Annotated in this window: 13 protein-coding genes and 1 tRNA gene; 6 read left to right on the top strand and 8 right to left on the bottom strand. The window is 53.4% G+C overall.

From position 1 onward, the window contains the following. Positions 1 to 20: 20 nt before the first annotated feature. The 3 genes from yihA to lonB form a co-directional block, all read right to left on the bottom strand. Positions 21 to 686 carry a ribosome biogenesis GTP-binding protein YihA/YsxC gene (gene yihA / locus MKY64_RS01455; RefSeq protein ID WP_036726020.1) on the bottom strand — a complete coding sequence of 222 codons (666 nt, stop codon included), beginning with the start codon at positions 684 to 686 and terminating at the stop codon, positions 21 to 23. A 12-nt stretch (positions 687 to 698) separates the two neighbouring features. Continuing rightward, on the bottom strand, positions 699 to 3,098 hold the full coding sequence (lon, locus tag MKY64_RS01450) for an endopeptidase La (protein WP_340950580.1): 2,400 nt from the start codon (positions 3,096 to 3,098) through the stop codon (positions 699 to 701). Positions 3,099 to 3,331: 233 nt separating this feature from the next. Beyond that, the gene (gene lonB / locus MKY64_RS01445; RefSeq protein WP_339250655.1) at positions 3,332 to 5,041 is read right to left on the bottom strand and encodes an ATP-dependent protease LonB; all 1,710 of its coding nucleotides are present in this window, start codon (positions 5,039 to 5,041) and stop codon (positions 3,332 to 3,334) included. A gap of 182 nt (positions 5,042 to 5,223) precedes the next feature. Between lonB and MKY64_RS01440 the strand changes: the two genes are divergently transcribed. Genes MKY64_RS01440 through MKY64_RS01425 form a run of 4 tightly spaced genes read left to right on the top strand, consistent with a single transcriptional unit; the run spans position 5,224 to position 9,301 of the window. Further along, positions 5,224 to 6,693 carry a spore germination protein gene (locus MKY64_RS01440; protein WP_425355123.1) on the top strand — a complete coding sequence of 490 codons (1,470 nt, stop codon included), beginning with the start codon at positions 5,224 to 5,226 and terminating at the stop codon, positions 6,691 to 6,693. Between the two features lie 41 nt (positions 6,694 to 6,734). Then, on the top strand, positions 6,735 to 7,940 hold the full coding sequence (locus tag MKY64_RS01435; protein WP_339250658.1) for a Ger(x)C family spore germination protein: 1,206 nt from the start codon (positions 6,735 to 6,737) through the stop codon (positions 7,938 to 7,940). Then, complete coding sequence (locus MKY64_RS01430) at positions 7,937 to 8,146, top strand: hypothetical protein (RefSeq protein WP_209876889.1); 210 nt, start codon at positions 7,937 to 7,939, stop codon at positions 8,144 to 8,146. Before MKY64_RS01435 ends, MKY64_RS01430 begins: the two co-directional genes overlap by 4 nt. A 33-nt stretch (positions 8,147 to 8,179) precedes the next feature. Further along, positions 8,180 to 9,301, top strand: a complete 1,122-nt coding sequence (locus MKY64_RS01425) for a GerAB/ArcD/ProY family transporter (RefSeq protein ID WP_339250661.1) — start codon at positions 8,180 to 8,182, stop codon at positions 9,299 to 9,301. Between the two features lie 85 nt (positions 9,302 to 9,386). Here the strand turns inward: MKY64_RS01425 and ispG are convergent, their stop codons facing one another. The 5 genes from ispG to MKY64_RS01400 all read right to left on the bottom strand — a co-directional run bounded on the left by ispG (position 9,387) and on the right by MKY64_RS01400 (position 15,173). After that, positions 9,387 to 10,532 (bottom strand): flavodoxin-dependent (E)-4-hydroxy-3-methylbut-2-enyl-diphosphate synthase, encoded by a 1,146-nt coding sequence (gene ispG / locus MKY64_RS01420; RefSeq protein ID WP_209877026.1) that lies wholly within the window; start codon positions 10,530 to 10,532, stop codon positions 9,387 to 9,389. Between the two features lie 130 nt (positions 10,533 to 10,662). Then, a complete protein-coding gene (gene clpX / locus MKY64_RS01415) occupies positions 10,663 to 11,919 on the bottom strand; it encodes an ATP-dependent Clp protease ATP-binding subunit ClpX (protein WP_209876883.1) in 1,257 nt (418 codons plus the stop codon). A 12-nt stretch (positions 11,920 to 11,931) separates the two neighbouring features. Further along, positions 11,932 to 12,522, bottom strand: coding sequence for an ATP-dependent Clp endopeptidase proteolytic subunit ClpP (gene clpP / locus MKY64_RS01410; protein ID WP_036726029.1), 591 nt, complete (start codon positions 12,520 to 12,522; stop codon positions 11,932 to 11,934). 282 nt (positions 12,523 to 12,804) lie between these two features. Beyond that, entirely contained in the window at positions 12,805 to 14,148 is a 1,344-nt protein-coding gene (gene tig / locus MKY64_RS01405; RefSeq protein ID WP_339250664.1) for a trigger factor, read from the bottom strand. A gap of 95 nt (positions 14,149 to 14,243) precedes the next feature. Further along, positions 14,244 to 15,173: a hypothetical protein gene (locus MKY64_RS01400; RefSeq protein ID WP_339250666.1), complete on the bottom strand. Its 930-nt coding sequence runs from the start codon at positions 15,171 to 15,173 to the stop codon at positions 14,244 to 14,246. A 153-nt stretch (positions 15,174 to 15,326) separates the two neighbouring features. On the opposite strand from MKY64_RS01400, the gene MKY64_RS01395 reads away from it, so the two are divergent. Both MKY64_RS01395 and MKY64_RS01390 read left to right on the top strand, forming a co-directional pair. Next, positions 15,327 to 15,400, top strand: a tRNA-Arg gene (locus MKY64_RS01395). 471 nt (positions 15,401 to 15,871) lie between these two features. Next, entirely contained in the window at positions 15,872 to 17,431 is a 1,560-nt protein-coding gene (locus MKY64_RS01390) for an IS1182 family transposase (RefSeq protein ID WP_339257603.1), read from the top strand. The last annotated feature ends 96 nt before the right edge of the window (positions 17,432 to 17,527 follow it).

Here is a 17,527-nt window from a genome sequence, read left to right as displayed (position 1 = left end):
CAATTCTTAATGACAAACCCTTAAGTCTCGGAAGGCGCTTCGTGCTGCGGTTCATCCCCGGAATCCTGATCATCCGGTTCTGCCGGAAGCTCTTCTTCGGTGGGTAGAGTATGTCTATCTATAAGTTCCCATAATTCGTCTTTGCCAAGTCCAATCTCTGATGAATACGCAATGAAGCTGTCTCCCGGCAGCACACCGAGCTCCTGCTTCATTACCTTGATATGCTTCGGCCAGCGGGTCTTCGGAATTTTGTCCGCTTTGGTAGCCACTACGCAGAGCGGCAGATCGTAGTGCTTCAGCCAGTCAAACATCATCTTGTCATTGGCTGTCGGCGGATGGCGCAGATCCACGACAAGCAGGACCATCTTCAGCGTCTCGCGCTCCGCCATGTACTTCTCGACCATTTTGCCCCAGGAGGCGCGCTGTGTCTTCGAGACCTTGGCGTAGCCATAGCCCGGGAAGTCAACGAAATACATGCTCTCATTCACAAGATAATAGTTCATATGCTGCGTCTTGCCTGGCGTAGAACTGGTGCGGGCCAGATTCTTGCGGTTAATCATCCGGTTGATCAGAGAGGACTTCCCTACATTGGAGCGCCCTGCCAGAGCAATCTCCGGCAAGGCATCCACTGGGTATTGGTCAGGGCCTACGGCACTGATAATAAATTCTGCGTTGTTAACTTTCATAAGACTTCCTTTCTAATGCACACTACTGGGCGCTTCAATACTTATTTCTGTATCTGTATCTGAATCTGAGCCGGTGTTAACGTCTTCTGCATGGTCTACGAGCGCGTGCTTCAGCACCTGGTCCATATGGGATACCGGTACGAACTCGACATCATTACGGACACTCTCAGGAATATCCTTGAGGTCGCGTTCATTGTCCTTCGGCATAAGAATCTTCTTGTAGCCTGCACGGTGGGCGGCCAGGGACTTCTCCTTCAGGCCTCCGATCGGCAATACGCGTCCGCGCAGCGTGATCTCGCCGGTCATGGCCACATGCTTGGAGACATAACGCTTGGTGAGCGCGGAGATCAGCGCCGTGGCGATTGTAATCCCTGCGGACGGGCCGTCCTTGGGAATCGCACCTTCGGGAATATGGATGTGAATATCGTTCTTCTCGTGAAAATCAGGGGCAAGCCCCAGCTCCTCCGCCTTCGAGCGGGTATAGCTGAAGGCGGCCTGCGCCGACTCCTTCATTACATCGCCGAGCTGTCCGGTCAGCGTCAGCTTCCCGGTGCCCTGGACCACCGTGACTTCAATCAGCAGCGTATCGCCGCCAACCTCTGTCCAGGCCAGCCCGGTAACGGTACCGATCTGATCCTCCAGCTCAGCCATTCCATAACGGAACTTGGAGGCTCCCAAGTAATCCTTGATCTCCTCCGGAAGAATGCTGACGCGTTCCTTCTCTTCCGAGACAATCTGCTTCGCCGCCTTGCGGCAGAGGGCAGCAATCTGCTGCTCCAGATTCCGCACCCCGGATTCGCGGGTGTACTCGCGGACAATCTTCAGCAGCGTATCGTCTCCGATGGACAGCTGCTCTTCCGCAAGGCCATGGCTCTTGCGCTGCTTCGGCAGCAGATAACGGCTGGCAATCTGCAGCTTCTCCAGCTCCGTATAGCCGGGAATGAACAGCATCTCCATCCGGTCCAGCAGCGGACGCGGAATGTTGTGCACGGCATTCGCCGTAGTGACGAACATGACGTTCGACAGGTCGAACGGCAGCTCTACGAAGTGATCGCTGAACGTATTGTTCTGTTCCGGGTCCAGCACCTCCAGCAGGGCCGCCGACGGATCGCCGCGGAAGTCCGCTGCCATCTTGTCGATCTCATCCAGCAGGAAGACCGGGTTGATGCTGCCTGCCGTCTTCATCCCCTGGATGATCCGGCCCGGCATTGCACCGACATACGTGCGGCGGTGACCCCGGATCTCGGCTTCATCCCGCACGCCGCCCAGCGAGATGCGGACGAACTTGCGGTTCAGGGAGCGGGCGATGGAGCGGGCGAGCGAGGTTTTGCCGACACCCGGAGGACCTACCAGACACAGAATCGGCCCCTTCAGACCCTTGACCAGCTTCTGCACGGCCAGGTATTCCAGTACCCGTTCCTTCGGCTTCTCCAGACCGTAGTGGTCTGCGTCCAGCACCTCTTCCGCCTTACGGATATCCAGATCATCTTCCGTGGCTTCACTCCAGGGCAGACCGAGCAGCCAATCCACGTAGTTGCGGATGACGCTGCCTTCGGCCGAGCTTGCCGGCATTTTCTCCAGACGGTCGATCTCCTTCAGGATCTTCTCCTGCACCCGCTCCGGCAGATTCTTCTCTTCCATCTGGGTGCGCAGCTCATCGGCTTCACCGGCCCGGCCTTCCTTCTCGCCAAGCTCCTTCTGGATCGCTTTCATCTGTTCACGCAGGTAATATTCCTTCTGGGTCTTCTCCATCTGCTTCTTCACACGCTGGCTGATCTTGCGTTCCAGCTCCAGCACTTCGCGCTCATTATTGAGAATATCGAGCAGCTTCTCCAGACGCTTGCTGACGTCAATGGTCTCCAGAATCTCCTGTTTGTCCTTGATCTTCAGCGCCAGATGACTGGTGATGACATCCGCCAGCCGCCCAGGCTCCTCGATATCGGAGACCGCAGCGAGTGTCTCTGGCGTTACTTTTTTGGACAAAGTGATGTAGTGTTCGAACTGGCTCAGTACGCTGCGCATCAGGGCATCGCTCTCCTGGTCCACATCCTCCTGCTCCGGCAGCTCACGCGCCATCACCTCATAGTACTCCTCGTTGTCCGTATAATGAATGATCTCAGCCCGCTCTACGCCTTCCACCAGCACACGGATCGTACCATTGGGAAGCTTCAGCATCTGCCGCACATTCGCCACTGTACCCACGCGGAATATATCCTCTTGCCCCGGCTCCTCAATATTAACTTCAGATTGGGAGCAGAGAAGAATAAGATTATCTTCAACCATAGCTTTCTCTAGTGCCCGGACGGACTTCTCACGGCCTACATCCAGATGCAGAACCATACTGGGATATACAAGAAGACCTCTAAGCGGTAATAAAGGAAAACGACGACCTTTGGATTTATTTTGTATCATCGCTTTCGCACCTCCCATGGTTCATAAGTAGTGTCATATGCATTCATTCTAACAAAAGCCGCATGAAAACACCAACAACCCGTGTCCGCAATTGGCGTTATTGGCACGCTCACCCATCGGTATGTAGTATTCGCCGAACATTCGTGTCCTATGCCGCTGCTGCTCCCCCTCCTAATCCGCCAAAAAAAATCCCCCGGCAGCTACCCGCCAGGGGATTCTACTATGTGTCTGTCTTACCCGGGCAGACTCTCGCCCGAAGCGTCCGCCTTCAGCAGTGAAGGCGCCGAAGAAAAGGTCTCGCCTGATACGGCGGGCATTCTGATGTCTGCCGTATCGGTGCCGAACAGGTGGCGGAAGACTTCCTCCACCGTGTCTACCGGGATCACCCGCAGCGCGCCGAGATCGGCGAACAGCGACTGCCAGTTCTCCTTCGGAATCAGCACAGTCGTTGCTCCCGCCTGGAAGGCAGCCTCCACCTTGGCGACTACGCCGCCGACCGGCTTCACCCGGCCATGGATGCCGACCTCGCCGGTAATCGCCACCGTGTTGTCCACCGGCAGCTGCCGGATGGCAGAGACGATGGCTACCGCCATGGCCACCCCGGCGGACGGGCCGTCAATCGGCGTCCCGCCGGGGAAGTTAATGTGCAGGTCATACTTGTCCGGCTCCAGCTTCATGGAGCGCAGGACGGTCAGCACATTCTCAATCGAACCCCGGGCCATGCTCTTGCGCCGCACAGTCCGCGAGCCTCCGCGTGTCTCCTCTTCATCGACTACCCCGGTGATATTCAGCCTGCCCGGCCCATTAAGGGCTGGCGCGGCTGAGACCTCAATCTCCAGCAGTGTGCCCATGCCGGGCCCGTAGACGGCAAGGCCGTTGACCAGTCCGACCTGCGGGGCGGATGGTATCTTGCGCTCCGTCCGCAGCGGCAGCTGGCTGCTGCTGGCGACCCATTCCACTTCCGCAGCGCTCAGCGTATCCCGGCCTTCGGTCAAGGCAAGGCCCGCAGCCAGCTGAATCATATTCACCGCCTCGCGGCCGTTCGTAGCGTACTGCTGCACGACCTCGACCGCTTCGGGGCTTGGCTTCAGCCCGATCTTCTGGACGGCATCCCGTCCGATCACGGCAATCTCCTCCGGCAGCAGCGGACGGAAATAAATCTCCATGCAGCGCGAACGCAGCGCCGGCGAGATCTCGTCCGGCGAACGTGTCGTGGCTCCGACCAGCCGGAAATCGGCAGGCAGGCCATTTTGGAAAATATCATGGATATACGCTGGTGTATTGCTGTCTTCCGAGTTGTAATAGGCGCTCTCCAGCAGCACCTTGCGGTCTTCCAGCACCTTCAGCAGCTTATTCATCTGAATCGGATGCAGCTCGCCAATCTCATCGAGGAACAGAATTCCCCCATGCGCCTTGGTTACTGCGCCCGGCTTCGGCTGTGGGACTCCGGCCACCCCCATGGCCCCCGCTCCCTGATAGATCGGATCATGCACAGAGCCGATCAGCGGATCGGCAATGCCGCGCTCGTCGAAGCGCGCCGTAGTGGCGTCGATCTCGGTGAATTTGGCATCGCGTTTGAATGGCGATAACGTATTCTTCTTCGCTTCTTCCATAACTACCCGCGCCGCTGCCGTCTTGCCTACACCCGGCGGCCCGTAGATAATAACATGCTGCGGATTGGCACTGCATAACGCGGCCTTCAAGGCGCGCAGCCCATCCTTCTGTCCGACGATATCGTCGATGGAGGCGGGGCGTGTCTTTTCCGAGAGCGGCTTGGTCAGTGAGATCATTCGCATCTTCCGCAGCTTGTCCAGCTCCTTGCGCGATTCCCTGTCCACCGCTGTCTTGTTCGTCTTCTGTCCCCGCAGCAGATTCCAAAAATAAACGCCGATGACCAGCGCGAAAAAGAGCTGCACGACCATCAGCAATATACTTAGTTCCATAGGTCACCCTCCTGTATCCTTCCGTCTGCCTATTCTGTATTCAGCTACTACTAGGTAGTATAGCCGTTTCAGACATTCGTAAACTCCCGCAGCAAAAAAACCGCAGCCCCGTCTCCTTCCTTGCCGATAGATTGCATAGGATCACCTCATACGGAGAGACTATACGGGATGATGGGAGGCGAATGAACATGACACAGCTGGAGAACGCAGGCTCGCCGCAGGAGAAACTGCCGGACTCTCTGTCCGCTTTTATAGAGGGAATACAAGTCCGTCTGGGCACAAGTACAGATATCATCTACCGATTCATTACACTCGGACCCTCGTCTGTAGTGGTTGTATATATTGAAGGAATGGCTGATCCGCAGGCTCTGATGAAGGCCATTCATGAAGACGCGGGCCAGTTCAATGAGTTCAGTGAACCGCAGCCGGAGCGCTGCCTGAAGCTGCTGCAGGACAGAACACTCTCCCTCGGCAAGGTTGGAGGGATTACTAATTATACAGAGGTAGAGACGGAGCTGCTGGCCGGCAACTCGGTCATCTATATCGATGGAAGCACGCATGCGTTATCTGCCGGTACAGAAGCGCTGAAGCAGCGTTCAGTGGAAGACGCGGTATCCCAATCTGTAGTAAGAGGGCCGCGTGAAGGCTTCACCGAATCCCTGCGGGAGAACACGGCGCTGATCCGCCGGCGTATCCAGAACCCCAAGCTGCGTATTGAACAGCGGAAGCTTGGAGAGCAGACCCAGACCAATGTCGCAGTGATGTATATTGAAGGCAATGCCGATCCCGAAGTGCTGCAGGAGCTGCGCAGGCGGCTGGATGCCGCTAAGCTCGACAGTGTGCTGGAGAGTAACTATATCGAGGAGATGATTCAGGACCAGCGCTACAGCCCCTTTCCGACTGTCTATAATACGGAGCGGCCGGATTCGGCCGCATCCGCACTGCTGGAAGGCCGGATCGCCATTCTGGTGGAGGGCACCCCGTTTATCCTGGTGGTTCCAGCGCTATTAGTGCAGTTCTTCCAGTCCAGTGAGGATTATTACCAGCGGAGTGATTTTGCCACTCTGGTCCGGATGCTTCGCTTCTTCTGCTTTGCCATCGCACTGTTGACTCCCTCCTTCTATATAGCGATCACTACCTTCCACCAGGAGATGATTCCGACCACCCTGCTGATCAGTCTGATCGGGCAGCGCGAGGGGATTCCTTTTCCGGCCTTCCTTGAAGCCTTCATCATGGAGATTACCTTCGAGATTCTGCGCGAGGCCGGCATCCGTCTGCCCAAGTCGATCGGCCAGTCGGTGTCCATCGTCGGAACGCTGGTGATTGGTCAAGCGGCGGTCGATGCAGGGCTTGTCTCGGCGGCCATGGTTATCGTCGTATCCATTACAGCCATCGCCAATTTCACCTTGCCTGCCTTCAATGTGGGGATTTCCGTGCGGATGCTGCGGTTTGTCCTGATGGTTATTGCCGCTTCCTTCGGTCTATTCGGAATCATCATTGCCTTGATTATTCTGGGATTGCATCTGTGCAGCCTTGAATCTATGGGCATCCCTTACATGACCTCTTTTGCCCCCATGCGCCGGCAGAGCCAGAAAGATACGTTCATCCGCTTATCCCGGCGCACCATGAAGAAGTATTTTGGGCAGAATTAGCAGTGCGACATGAACTCTCTTCAACGAAAGGACTGCTGGCCATGTGGAGAAAATTCCTGTGTATCCTTCTGATCATCAGCCTTACCTTGCTCACCGGATGCTGGAGCCGCAAAGAGCTGAATGATCTGGCGCTCGTCATGGCGCTCGGCATTGATCTCGATCCGGGCGGCTATGCCGTCACTGTTCAGGTGATGAATCCCGGGGAGGCGGGCAACCAGAAGGGAGGCAGCTCCGGGGGGGTGCCTGTGGTGACTTATCAGGCCATTGGCAGAACTGTTCCCGATGCGTTGCAGCGTATGTTGAGCATGACTCCGCGTATGCTGTATCTGGCCCACATCCGCGTGTTAGTCATCGGAGAGGCCTTGGCCCGCAGGGGAGTCAGCGATGTGCTGGATTTCATCTCACGCAACCATGAGCTGCGTACGGATTTCTTCCTGCTGGTGGCGAAGGAATCCAAGGCTTCCAAGATACTGGAAATTATCACTCCATTCGAGCATATTCCGGCGAACTCCCTGTATTCTTCGATTCTGGTCTCGCATAAAAAATGGGCAGCCACCGGGAAAGTGACCCTCCAGCAGTTCATTACCGAGCTGGAGCGCGGCGGCTCCAATCCGGTGATGTCCGGTGTGCAACTGAATGGAGACGGGCAGAATGGAGGGTCCGTGAATAATGTGGATACGATCAGCCCGAAGACCATGATCGAGCATGCGGGAATCGCAGTGTTCAAAAAAGACAAGCTGGTTGGCTGGCTGGACGAACCTGGCAGCAAAACGGTCAATTATGTCCTGGATGAAGTAGACTCCACAGTTAGCAATGAACACAGTCCCGGAGGCGGACTTGCAGGCTTCATAATAACCCGTTCAGACAGCAATCTGGACGTCCGGCTAGATGCACAGGGCAAGCCTGAATTTACGGTAAGGCTAAATATTGAAGCCAATCTCACCACGATTCAAGGCAAGCTTAATCTGAATAATCCGGCCAGCATCGAAGATATTCAGAGGAATCTGGAGCAGGATTATGACCTCAGCCTCACGCAAAATATCCGGGAGGTCCAGCAGAAATACGGCGCTGACATCTTCGGGTTCGGCGAAGCCCTACACCGGAAGTATCCCCGTCTGTGGCGAACGTACCGCGAGAATTGGGAGGACAGCTTCAGAACCGTCAAGGTAAAAGTACGCTCCAAGATAGTGATTCAGCGCATCGGTTCGATCATCCAACCCTTGAAACAGGAGATAGAGGAAAAATGACTTGGAATCTGATTCTGCTGTTCTTTCTGTTACTGGTATTGATCCTGAAGACACCTGCCGTAATTAGGCTACGGTCACTGCGGGATGCAGCCGCCTTCTATAGTCTCTGGAGTCTTACGGTTGCGGCAACCTTACTGGACATGGCAGACTTGCCTCAGTTCAGGCCGCTCGACTGGGTACGCAGTATCATGCAGCTTCTGTCCTGAAATAACTTTCATGAGCGAGGGAGTGAACCACCTGTGAAGAATCGTTCGGGTATTTCCTTACGGCAGTTCTATATCATGACCTTCGGACTCACCATCGGAACTTCCATTCTGATCATCCCAAGCGGATTAGCACATACTGCAAGAGAAGATGCCTGGGTCGCTGCTCTTTGCAGCCTCCTGATTAATCTGATTATGGTCATCCTGTATCTCGCGGTTGCCCGCCTGTATCCCGGCAGAGATCTCTATGAAATACTCGAAGCGGGTTTCGGCAAATGGGTTGGCAAAATTGTCTCGCTACTGTATCTGTTCTATTTCATGATTCTCACCGGTACGCTGCTGGGCGACCTCGGCTTCTTCATCACCAGTGAGATTCTGCCCGAAACACCAATTGAAGCGGTCCAGATTATCTTCCTGATCGCTGCCATAGTGAGTGTCAGTTCAGGGGTAGTCGTATTTGCCAGAGTATGCGAATTATTATTCCCCTGGGTGCTGTTCCTGTTCCTGATTCTTGTGCTGGCCCTGATTCCCAAAATCGAATGGAATCATATCAAGCCGGTCCTGGAAGGGGGGTTACCTCCTATCCTCCTTGGCGGCTATCAATCCGCTGTGTTTCAGGAACTCATCGTGCTGATGACCTTCCTGCCACTCGTCAGGAAGCCAAAAAGCGGGGAGCGGGCCTTTCTGCTGGGCACGTTCACAGGCGGCATGGTCCTTAGCATCATTGTACTGCTCAGCTTGCTCATTCTTGGGATTGAACAGACGGAGAACAGCACCTTCCCCGCCTATGCACTGGCCAAAACGATCAATATCGGAAATATTCTGCAGCGGGTCGAAGGCATTCTGATCACCATTTGGGTACTGACCTTTTTCATCAAAATCTCGTTGCTCTACTTCTCCATTCTGAAGGGGCTGCAATCCGTCTTCCATCTGCGGAAGCAGGACTATCTCATCTATCCCCTGGCTGTATTGTTCATCATCATCGCTTGGAATACTTATATCAATACCGTTTATGTTAATGAAATCATTGCAAAAGTATGGGGGAATTTCGCGTTCATCTTCTTGGTGATTCTTCCCTTACTGCTCTATATGCTAACTTTGTTGAAGAAGACTATACGTAAGATTCGCATAAAAAAACGCCCCGGTGCAAACGTCTGATTGGACAGACTTCTGCAGCGGGGCACTTCAGGTACATGGACATAATTATAATTAGGACAGGGTTCGTAACGAACGGGGCGTTCTGTTAATTCCCGTTCTCCGAATTGCTGAGCGCAGCGGCCGGAGCCAGTCCGGCATGACTGCGGCCGGGAATCTCGCCGGTCGCCTCGAAATGCTCCACAATAATGTCAATCTCCTTCTTCAGCTCGGAGACCAGCTCCGCCTCAGGCACCTTGCGGATCATCTTGCCGTAACGGAACAACAGCCCTTCTCCGCGCGCACCGGCGATGCCGATGTCCGCTTCTCTGGCTTCCCCCGGACCATTCACCGCACAGCCGAGGACGGATACCTTAATCGGCACCTTCAGCTTGGAGATGTACTCCTCCACTTCGTTCGCAATCGAGAAGAGGTCAATATCCAGGCGTCCGCAGGTCGGGCAGGAGATCAGAGTTGCCGCATTCGAGATGAGACCGAAGGTCTTCAGCAGTTCACGCGCTACCTTCACTTCCTCCACCGGATCAGCACTCAGGGAGATCCGCACTGTACTGCCGATGCCCATGGAGAGCAGCGCGCCGATCCCGGCGGAGCTCTTCACTGTTCCTGCGAACAGAGTACCGGACTCGGTAATCCCCAGATGCAGCGGATAAGGAATGACCTCCGCTGCCTTGCGGTAGGCTTCGATGGCCATCGGCACATCGGACGCCTTCAGCGATACGATAATATCGTGGAAGTCCAGCTCCTCCAGAATGCCGATATGGTACAAGGCACTCTCCACCATCGCCTCCGGTGTAGGATAACCATATTTCTCCAGCAGGTGATTCTCCAGTGAACCGGCGTTAACGCCGATACGGATCGGTATCCCCTTCTCCTTACAGGCCTTAACGACAGCTTCCACCTTATCACGGCGTCCGATATTACCGGGATTGATCCGCACCTTGTCGATGCCGTTCTCAATCGCCAGCAGGGCCAGCTTGTAATTGAAATGAATATCCGCTACGAGCGGGATATGAATCTGCTTCTTGATTTCCTTAATTGCTGCTGCCGCTTCTTCATTGTTGACCGTTACGCGCACGAGCTGACAGCCGGCTTCCTCCAGCCGCAGAATCTCGGCCACGGTTGCTTCTACATCGGCGGTCTTGGTCGTACACATGCTTTGGATGGCAACCTCGTTGTTACCCCCGATAATCACTCCGCCAACATTGACGGGACGGGTCTGGTGTCTCAGGAACATGGTTTTCTCCCCCATAACGATCAAAGCTCCACCCTCCCCGCCCCCGCAGGTCATGCGGGGTGTGCGGGAGAAAGTGGAGACCCTGAGCTGTATTGTTAAGCCGTGTCAGGCCCGGTTATTTAAGCCTGGCTTACGCGCTTTCTTCTTTTTTCTTATCCTTCTTGAGACTAAGCTCCGGCAGGGACTTCTCCTTAACAACCTCCTCGGTAATGACACAATCCTTAATGTCATCCCGTGAAGGCACCTCGTACATCACATCAAGCATAATGCTCTCGATGATGGCACGCAGTCCGCGGGCACCAGTGTTGCGCTTGATCGCTTCCTTCGCAATCGCTTCAAGAGCAAGCGGTTCGAACTTCAGAGCTACATTATCCATCTCCAGCAGCTTCACATACTGCTTCACGAGCGCATTCTTAGGCTCGGAGAGAATACGTACCAGGGTGCTCTCATCAAGCGGCTCCAAGGTCGAGATCACCGGCAGACGGCCGACGAACTCTGGGATAAGACCGAACTTCAGCAGGTCCTCAGGCAATACCATGGACAGGTATTCACCGGCCTTGAGGTCCTTCTGTCCTTCAACCGCAGCGTTGAAGCCGATGACTTTTTTGCCGATACGGCGCTTGATCATCTGCTCCAGGCCGTCGAAGGCACCGCCCACGATGAACAGAATGTTCGTAGTATCGATCTGAATGAATTCCTGATGAGGATGCTTGCGTCCGCCTTGCGGTGGAACCGAAGCGACTGTACCTTCCAGAATCTTCAGCAGCGCCTGCTGAACGCCTTCACCGGATACGTCACGGGTAATGGACGGGTTCTCGGATTTACGCGCTACCTTGTCAATTTCGTCTATATAGATAATGCCGCGTTCGGCTTTCTCCACATCATAATCAGCCGCTTGAATCAGCTTCAGGAGAATGTTCTCAACGTCTTCACCCACATAACCGGCTTCCGTAAGGGAAGTGGCATCTGCAATGGCAAAAGGCACGTTGATGATCTTCGCCATCGTCTGCGCCAGCAGGGTCTTACCGGAGCCTGTAGGTCCGAGCAGCAGAATGTTGCTCTTCGTCAGCTCCACATCTTCAATCTTGCTCTGGCTGTTGACACGCTTGTAGTGATTGTATACAGCAACGGAGAGCGATTTCTTCGCTTGCTCCTGGCCGATAACGTATTGATCCAAGATATCACGGATTTCCTTCGGTTTCGGAATATCCTTCATATCCAGCTCTTCTTCGTGGCCCAGCTCCTCTTCCACAATCTCCGTGCACAGCTCGATGCATTCGTCACATATATAAACGCCAGGTCCCGCTACGAGCTTACGAACCTGCTCTTGTGATTTCCCGCAAAAGGAACATTTCAATTGTCCTTTTTCATCGTTAAATTTAAACATCTTACCACCCCTTTAAGATATGATCGGTGAAGAGAGTACCTGGTCAATGAGCCCGTATTCCTTCGCTTCTTCCGCGCTCATGAAGTTATCGCGGTCTGTATCCCGTTCGATTTTGTCAAGGGGCTGACCTGTGCGCTCTACATAAATCTGATTCAGCTTCGCCTTGGTCTTGAGAATCCAGTCGGTATGAATCCAGATGTCGGACGCCTGCCCCTGAACGCCGCCAAGCGGCTGATGAATCATGACCTCGCTGTTGGTCAGCGCATATCTCTTGCCGGGCGCTCCGGCTGTCAGGAGCAATGATCCCATACTGGCTGCCATCCCTACGCAAATCGTTGAAACATCCGGTTTGATATATTGCATCGTATCATATATACCCATGCCGGCTGTGACAGAACCACCGGGCGAGTTGAGGTACAAGTGAATGTCTTTTTCGGGGTCATCTGCTGCCAGGAACAGCAACTGCGCAATAACCAGATTGGCGACATCATCGTCAATCGCACTGCTCAGGAAGATGATGCGATCCTTGAGCAATCTGGAATAGATATCGTATGAGCGTTCTCCCCGGCTTGTCGTTTCCACAACCATTGGTACCAGACTCATGCCACCAACCTCTTTTCTCTATACAGATTAGTCTTTCCGTTTCAGAAATATTTTAACACGTTCAAAGCGGGATGTCATTTATTCACTGTGCCCCTAAACCGCATTGCTCATGTGCATGCCATTATAACGCAATTCCACGGACAATGCCAATTGACGGATTCATGATATGTACTACCAAACGCCCGGCCCCCGATAAAAATAAGGCACGTAACAAAAACTTACGTGCCTTATCAAATCTCTATGGAGGCTAATGGATAGCCGTTCTAGGTAAAGGATTGAAGCTTACTCAGCCTTTGCTTCTTCTGCTGCCGCTTCTTCTGCAGCTGCTGCCGGAGCTTCAACTTCCACGCTGTTGCTAACGAGGAATTCGATGGTCTTGCGCAGGGAGATCTCATCGTTCAGGCTGCTCAGGGAACCGTTGGCTGCCAGAATGCTGCGGATCTCTTCAGGAGTACGCTTGTAAGCTTCAGCCATAGTAGCCAGCTCTTGCGTAACTTCTTCTTCCGACACTTCGATCTTCTCTTCCTTGGCAATAACTTCCAGAACAAGGTTGTTACGAACGCGCTTCTCAGCATCGCCCTTCATTTGTCCCTGCAGGTCTTCACGAGTCTGGCCCGAGAAGCTGAGGAACATATCCATGTTCATGCCCTGCTGGCGGAGACGGGTATCGAAGTCACGAACCATGTTCTCCACTTCGCTGGCGATCATGGCTTCAGGAATTTCCACTTCAGCATTAGCTGCTGCTGCGTCGACTACCGCGGATTCACGAACGCTCTTCAGCTCTTCCTGCTTACGGGATTCGAGCTGTGCTTTCAGGTCTGCTTTGTATTCTTCCAGTGTGTCGAATTCACTAACATCCTTGGCGAATTCATCATCCAGCTCAGGAAGCTGTTTGCGCTTGATTTCGTGCAGCTTCACTTTGAATACAGCAGCTTTGCCTGCGAGTTCAGCAGCGTGGTAAGTCTCAGGGAAGGTTACTTCAACATCCTTGAAGTCTCCAGTGGACATGCCCACTACCTGCTCTTCGAATCCTGGAATGAAGGAATTGCTGCCCAGCTCCAGGGAATGACGCTCAGCCTGTCCGCCTTCGAATGGAACGCCGTCAACGGAACCATCAAAATCAATTACTGTGATGTCGCCGTTCGCTGCTGCTCCTTCTTCAATGACAACAAGCTCAGCGTGACGCTCTTGCAGACGCTTCAGTTCAGCATCCAGCTCTTCGTCAGTAACTTCTGCCTTCTGTACTGGAACTTCCAGACCTTTGTACTCGCCCAGCTTCACTTCTGGCTTAACTGTGATCTTCGCTTTGAAGATGAACGGCTGGCCCTTGGCGAATTGCTCGATGTCCACTTCAGGACGGTCTACAGGGAAGATGTCAGTCTGTTCAACGGCTTCGCCGTAAGCTTCAGGAAGAAGAATGTCGATAGCATCCTGATACAGGCTTTCAACACCGAAACGGGATTCAAAAATCGGCCGCGGTACTTTACCTTTACGGAATCCAGGTACGTTTGCTTTCTTTACCACTTTATTAAAGGCTTTGTCGAGTGCTGCAGCTACGCGGTCTGCTTCTACTTCGACTTCAAGAACTCCGAGGTTCTTCTCTATCTTTTCCCAAGTTGCTTTCATAATATACTTTTCCCTCCAAAAATAGGTTACATGTTTACTTAAATAGTCCAACATTTCACGCACAGAATAACCACTATATTATATACAACATTACTTTATTTATCAAGTAGAGAACTCTTCACGAATCCCCTGAGCGAACGGTAGGCCCCCTCAAATTGGAAGCGCATGCTATCGGTGATGCCGTACATCCCCCGTGTTTCCTCTTCTTTGCGGTTCCCGTTCAGGCTCTCCGACACCATCTGGTGCAGGGCCCCCGCCCAAATATCCAGCTCCGAATACTCCCCATCCAGCAGCTTGCGGTAATCCGCCGTCCCGTAGATGGACATGACGAACTGCCCCCACAGCTCCTGGGCAAAATAATACAGCGTCGGCTCATGCACCTCCGCCTGCTCTGCCACCCGTTCCAGCACCTGGCTGATCTGCGGCGGGAATTCGTCGTTCTGCAGCGGCACGGTCTCGATCTCCACCTCAGCAGCCTCATGGCCCCGGCTCAGCCTGATTGCCCCCTGAGCCCCTCTGCGCCGCAGCGTCTGCAGCGTACGGAATTGCAGCAGGGGGTGCACCTCCGCCTGCTGCAGCCAGCCGGTCAGCGCTTCATCCACCCCGCTCCCCTCCAGGTAGGAGAGCTGCTCCAGCGCCAGCACTGTCGCTTCAGACAGCGGTTCGTTCATCACCCGCTTCAGCAGCTTATCCGGGTATTCCGCATCCTCCTCCAGCTTGGATCTGGCCAGAATCCGGGCCATGTCCTCTTCCCCCAGATCCATATCCTCCGCATCCGGGGCATCGTCCCCGTCACCGCCCTGCGCCGCGTAGGGGAAGGCCGCCACCAGCCATTCCAGCAGCGACCGCCATTCCTCGTAGTGCCGCTCTTCCTGTCCCTGGCACTGCAGCAAAAAACGCAACAGCTCCATCGCTTCCCCGTAACGTTCATTCTCCAGCATAACTGTGAGCTGAATCTGGTAGTAATCCAGGGTCTTGGGAAACAGCACGATGTTCTCTTTGGCGGGGGAATTGAATTGATTCATGAGGGCACCTCCTTTTCTCCGAACTGTAATCGCTTCTGAACCTTAATCAATTGTAGATTATAGCATATCCCTGCACGGTTTCAAAAAAACAAGTTGAAAAAGTTAACTATGTATGATAACATAATTTTTGCTTGCTTTTCAGTCAGTCTTCATGTCCCGGTAGCTCAGTTGGATAGAGCATGCGCCTTCTAAGCGCACGGTCGGGGGTTCGAATCCCTTCCGGGACGTCATAGAAACAGCCTTCCTTCGGGAGGGCTGTTTTGTCGTCCGGAGGGATGAGAACCCAGCGCGTCAGCGAGGGGACGTTGGAGCATACGCTTCAATAGCACTACTTCGCAATCAGCCCGAATGGGCTGTCTCCCTTCCGGGACGTCAAAACAAGGGGCTGTCCCAAAAGCCATGAAATGGCTGCTTGGGACAGCTTTTTATTTTGGAGTAGGATCAACGTGAGCACTTGGGTGGACGCTTCGCGAACGGACCGTTGTTTCAATCGCTGTGGTCTCCAGATTTTTTTCATTCCCCTTAGCGGTGAAAATCCGGAGACCAAGGCGACCGCTGCCGCTTTTGCGCGGGTCGTTCCGTCCTCTCCGCTGTTTAAGCGGGAAAAGTTTCTTCAAATCTTTCTAAAATCACAAAAAGAAACCTCTCTTTTGTTAAAATGGAGTTACCACACAACCATTTCAAAGGAGAGGTTTCTTTTGTACATTCAATATACCATGGACCAGCTTTGCTTGCCAATGGATCTGGAAGAAGATATCCCGGAAAATCACCTCGTTCGCGTCGTGAATGCCGCCGTCAATCGGCTGGACAACGCCATTTTTGACGCGGCCTATCCCGGCGGCGGCCGTGACAGCTACCATCCTAAAATGCTCACCAAAGTCATCATCTACGCTTACACTCAGCGAATCTATTCGTCTCGCCAAATCGCCAAAGCGGTCCGGGAGAACATTCCCTTCATGTGGCTGGCCGGACGGCAGCGACCCGACTTCCGCACGCTGAATCGCTTCCGTTCCCAGCGGATGAGAAAGGTCCTCGAAACGGTATTTACCGCCGTGCTTCAGTTTCTGGCTGACGAAAAATACGTGTCTCTGGAGCATTATTTTGTGGACGGAACTAAGATCGAAGCGAATGCCAATCGCTACACCTTTGTCTGGAGCAAAGCGGTCAGCAAACACAAAGCGAAACTGCAAGATAAGGTACAGGCCCTATTCGCTGACATTGAAGCAGCGGAAGAGCAGGAAGAACAAGAGAATCAGGGCAAAGATCTGGCTGAACTCAGCACGGGTTCGCAAATGGACAGTGAGAAACTCGAACAAGCCGTGCAAAAGCTTGAAGCTCAGCTTGCCGAAAAACCGAAAGACAAGCCCCTAAAAAAGACGGTTCGGAAGTTGCGTAAGGATTTGCTCCCTCGACTGCAGAAGTACGAACAATATCAAAAGCTGCTTGGGGACCGGAATAGTTTCAGCAAGACCGATCCCGAGGCAACGTTTATGCGGATGAAAGAAGATCACATGCAAAATGGCCAACTGAAGCCAGGTTACAATCTACAGATCGGGACCGAAAACCAATTTATTTTAACCTACAGTCTACATCAAAGACCGGGTGACACCCGCTGTTTAGAACCACATCTGGCAAAAACAAAGCAATTCCTCGGAAAACTTCCAAAGACGGTCATTGCAGATGCCGGCTATGGAAGTGAAGAAAACTACGCCTATCTGGAAAAGAGCGAGATACAGGCCGTCGTGAAATACAGCACCTACCACAAAGAAAAGAGCAAAGCCTGGAAAGCCGACGTCGGAAAAATCGAGAACTGGACCTACGACGCATCCGAGGATCGCTGGACGTGTTTAGCTGGATACCCGCTGTATTTCCAACGAGAGAGCAAGGAAACCACAGAGAGTGGATACGAAATTACGAAGCGTCATTACCAAAGTCAAAGCTGCGGAGGGTGTCCGCTAAAAGAAAACTGCACGAAGGGAAGCGGAAACCGGGAAATCGCAGTCAGTTTGGAGCGGCTTAGATACCAGAAACAGGCGAAAGAAATCCTCCGAAGCGAGGAAGGCTATCTATTGGCCGTACGTCGAATGACGGAGCCGGAAAGTGTATTTGGACAATTAAAAAATAACCGGGGCTTCCGGCGCTTTCTGCTTCGCGGCATGGAAAAAGTGACGCTAGAGGTCGGTTGGCTTTCGCTTGCTCACAACCTGCTGAAGCAAGCAGCGAATGACCAGAAACGCAAGGGAGCGATCCTCCAATAACGGAGAATCGCTCCCTTTCTTACAAATTAATCCTTTAAGAAGGCATGGAATTTTTCCCCACCAGTAGAGTATCTACTTTTGGGACAGCCCCTTTTG

Source organism: Paenibacillus sp. FSL R7-0210, from assembly GCF_038009085.1.
Taxonomy (GTDB): Bacteria; Bacillota; Bacilli; order Paenibacillales; family Paenibacillaceae; genus Paenibacillus_AQ; species Paenibacillus_AQ silagei.
This window is presented reverse-complemented; position numbering and strand designations above follow the sequence as displayed.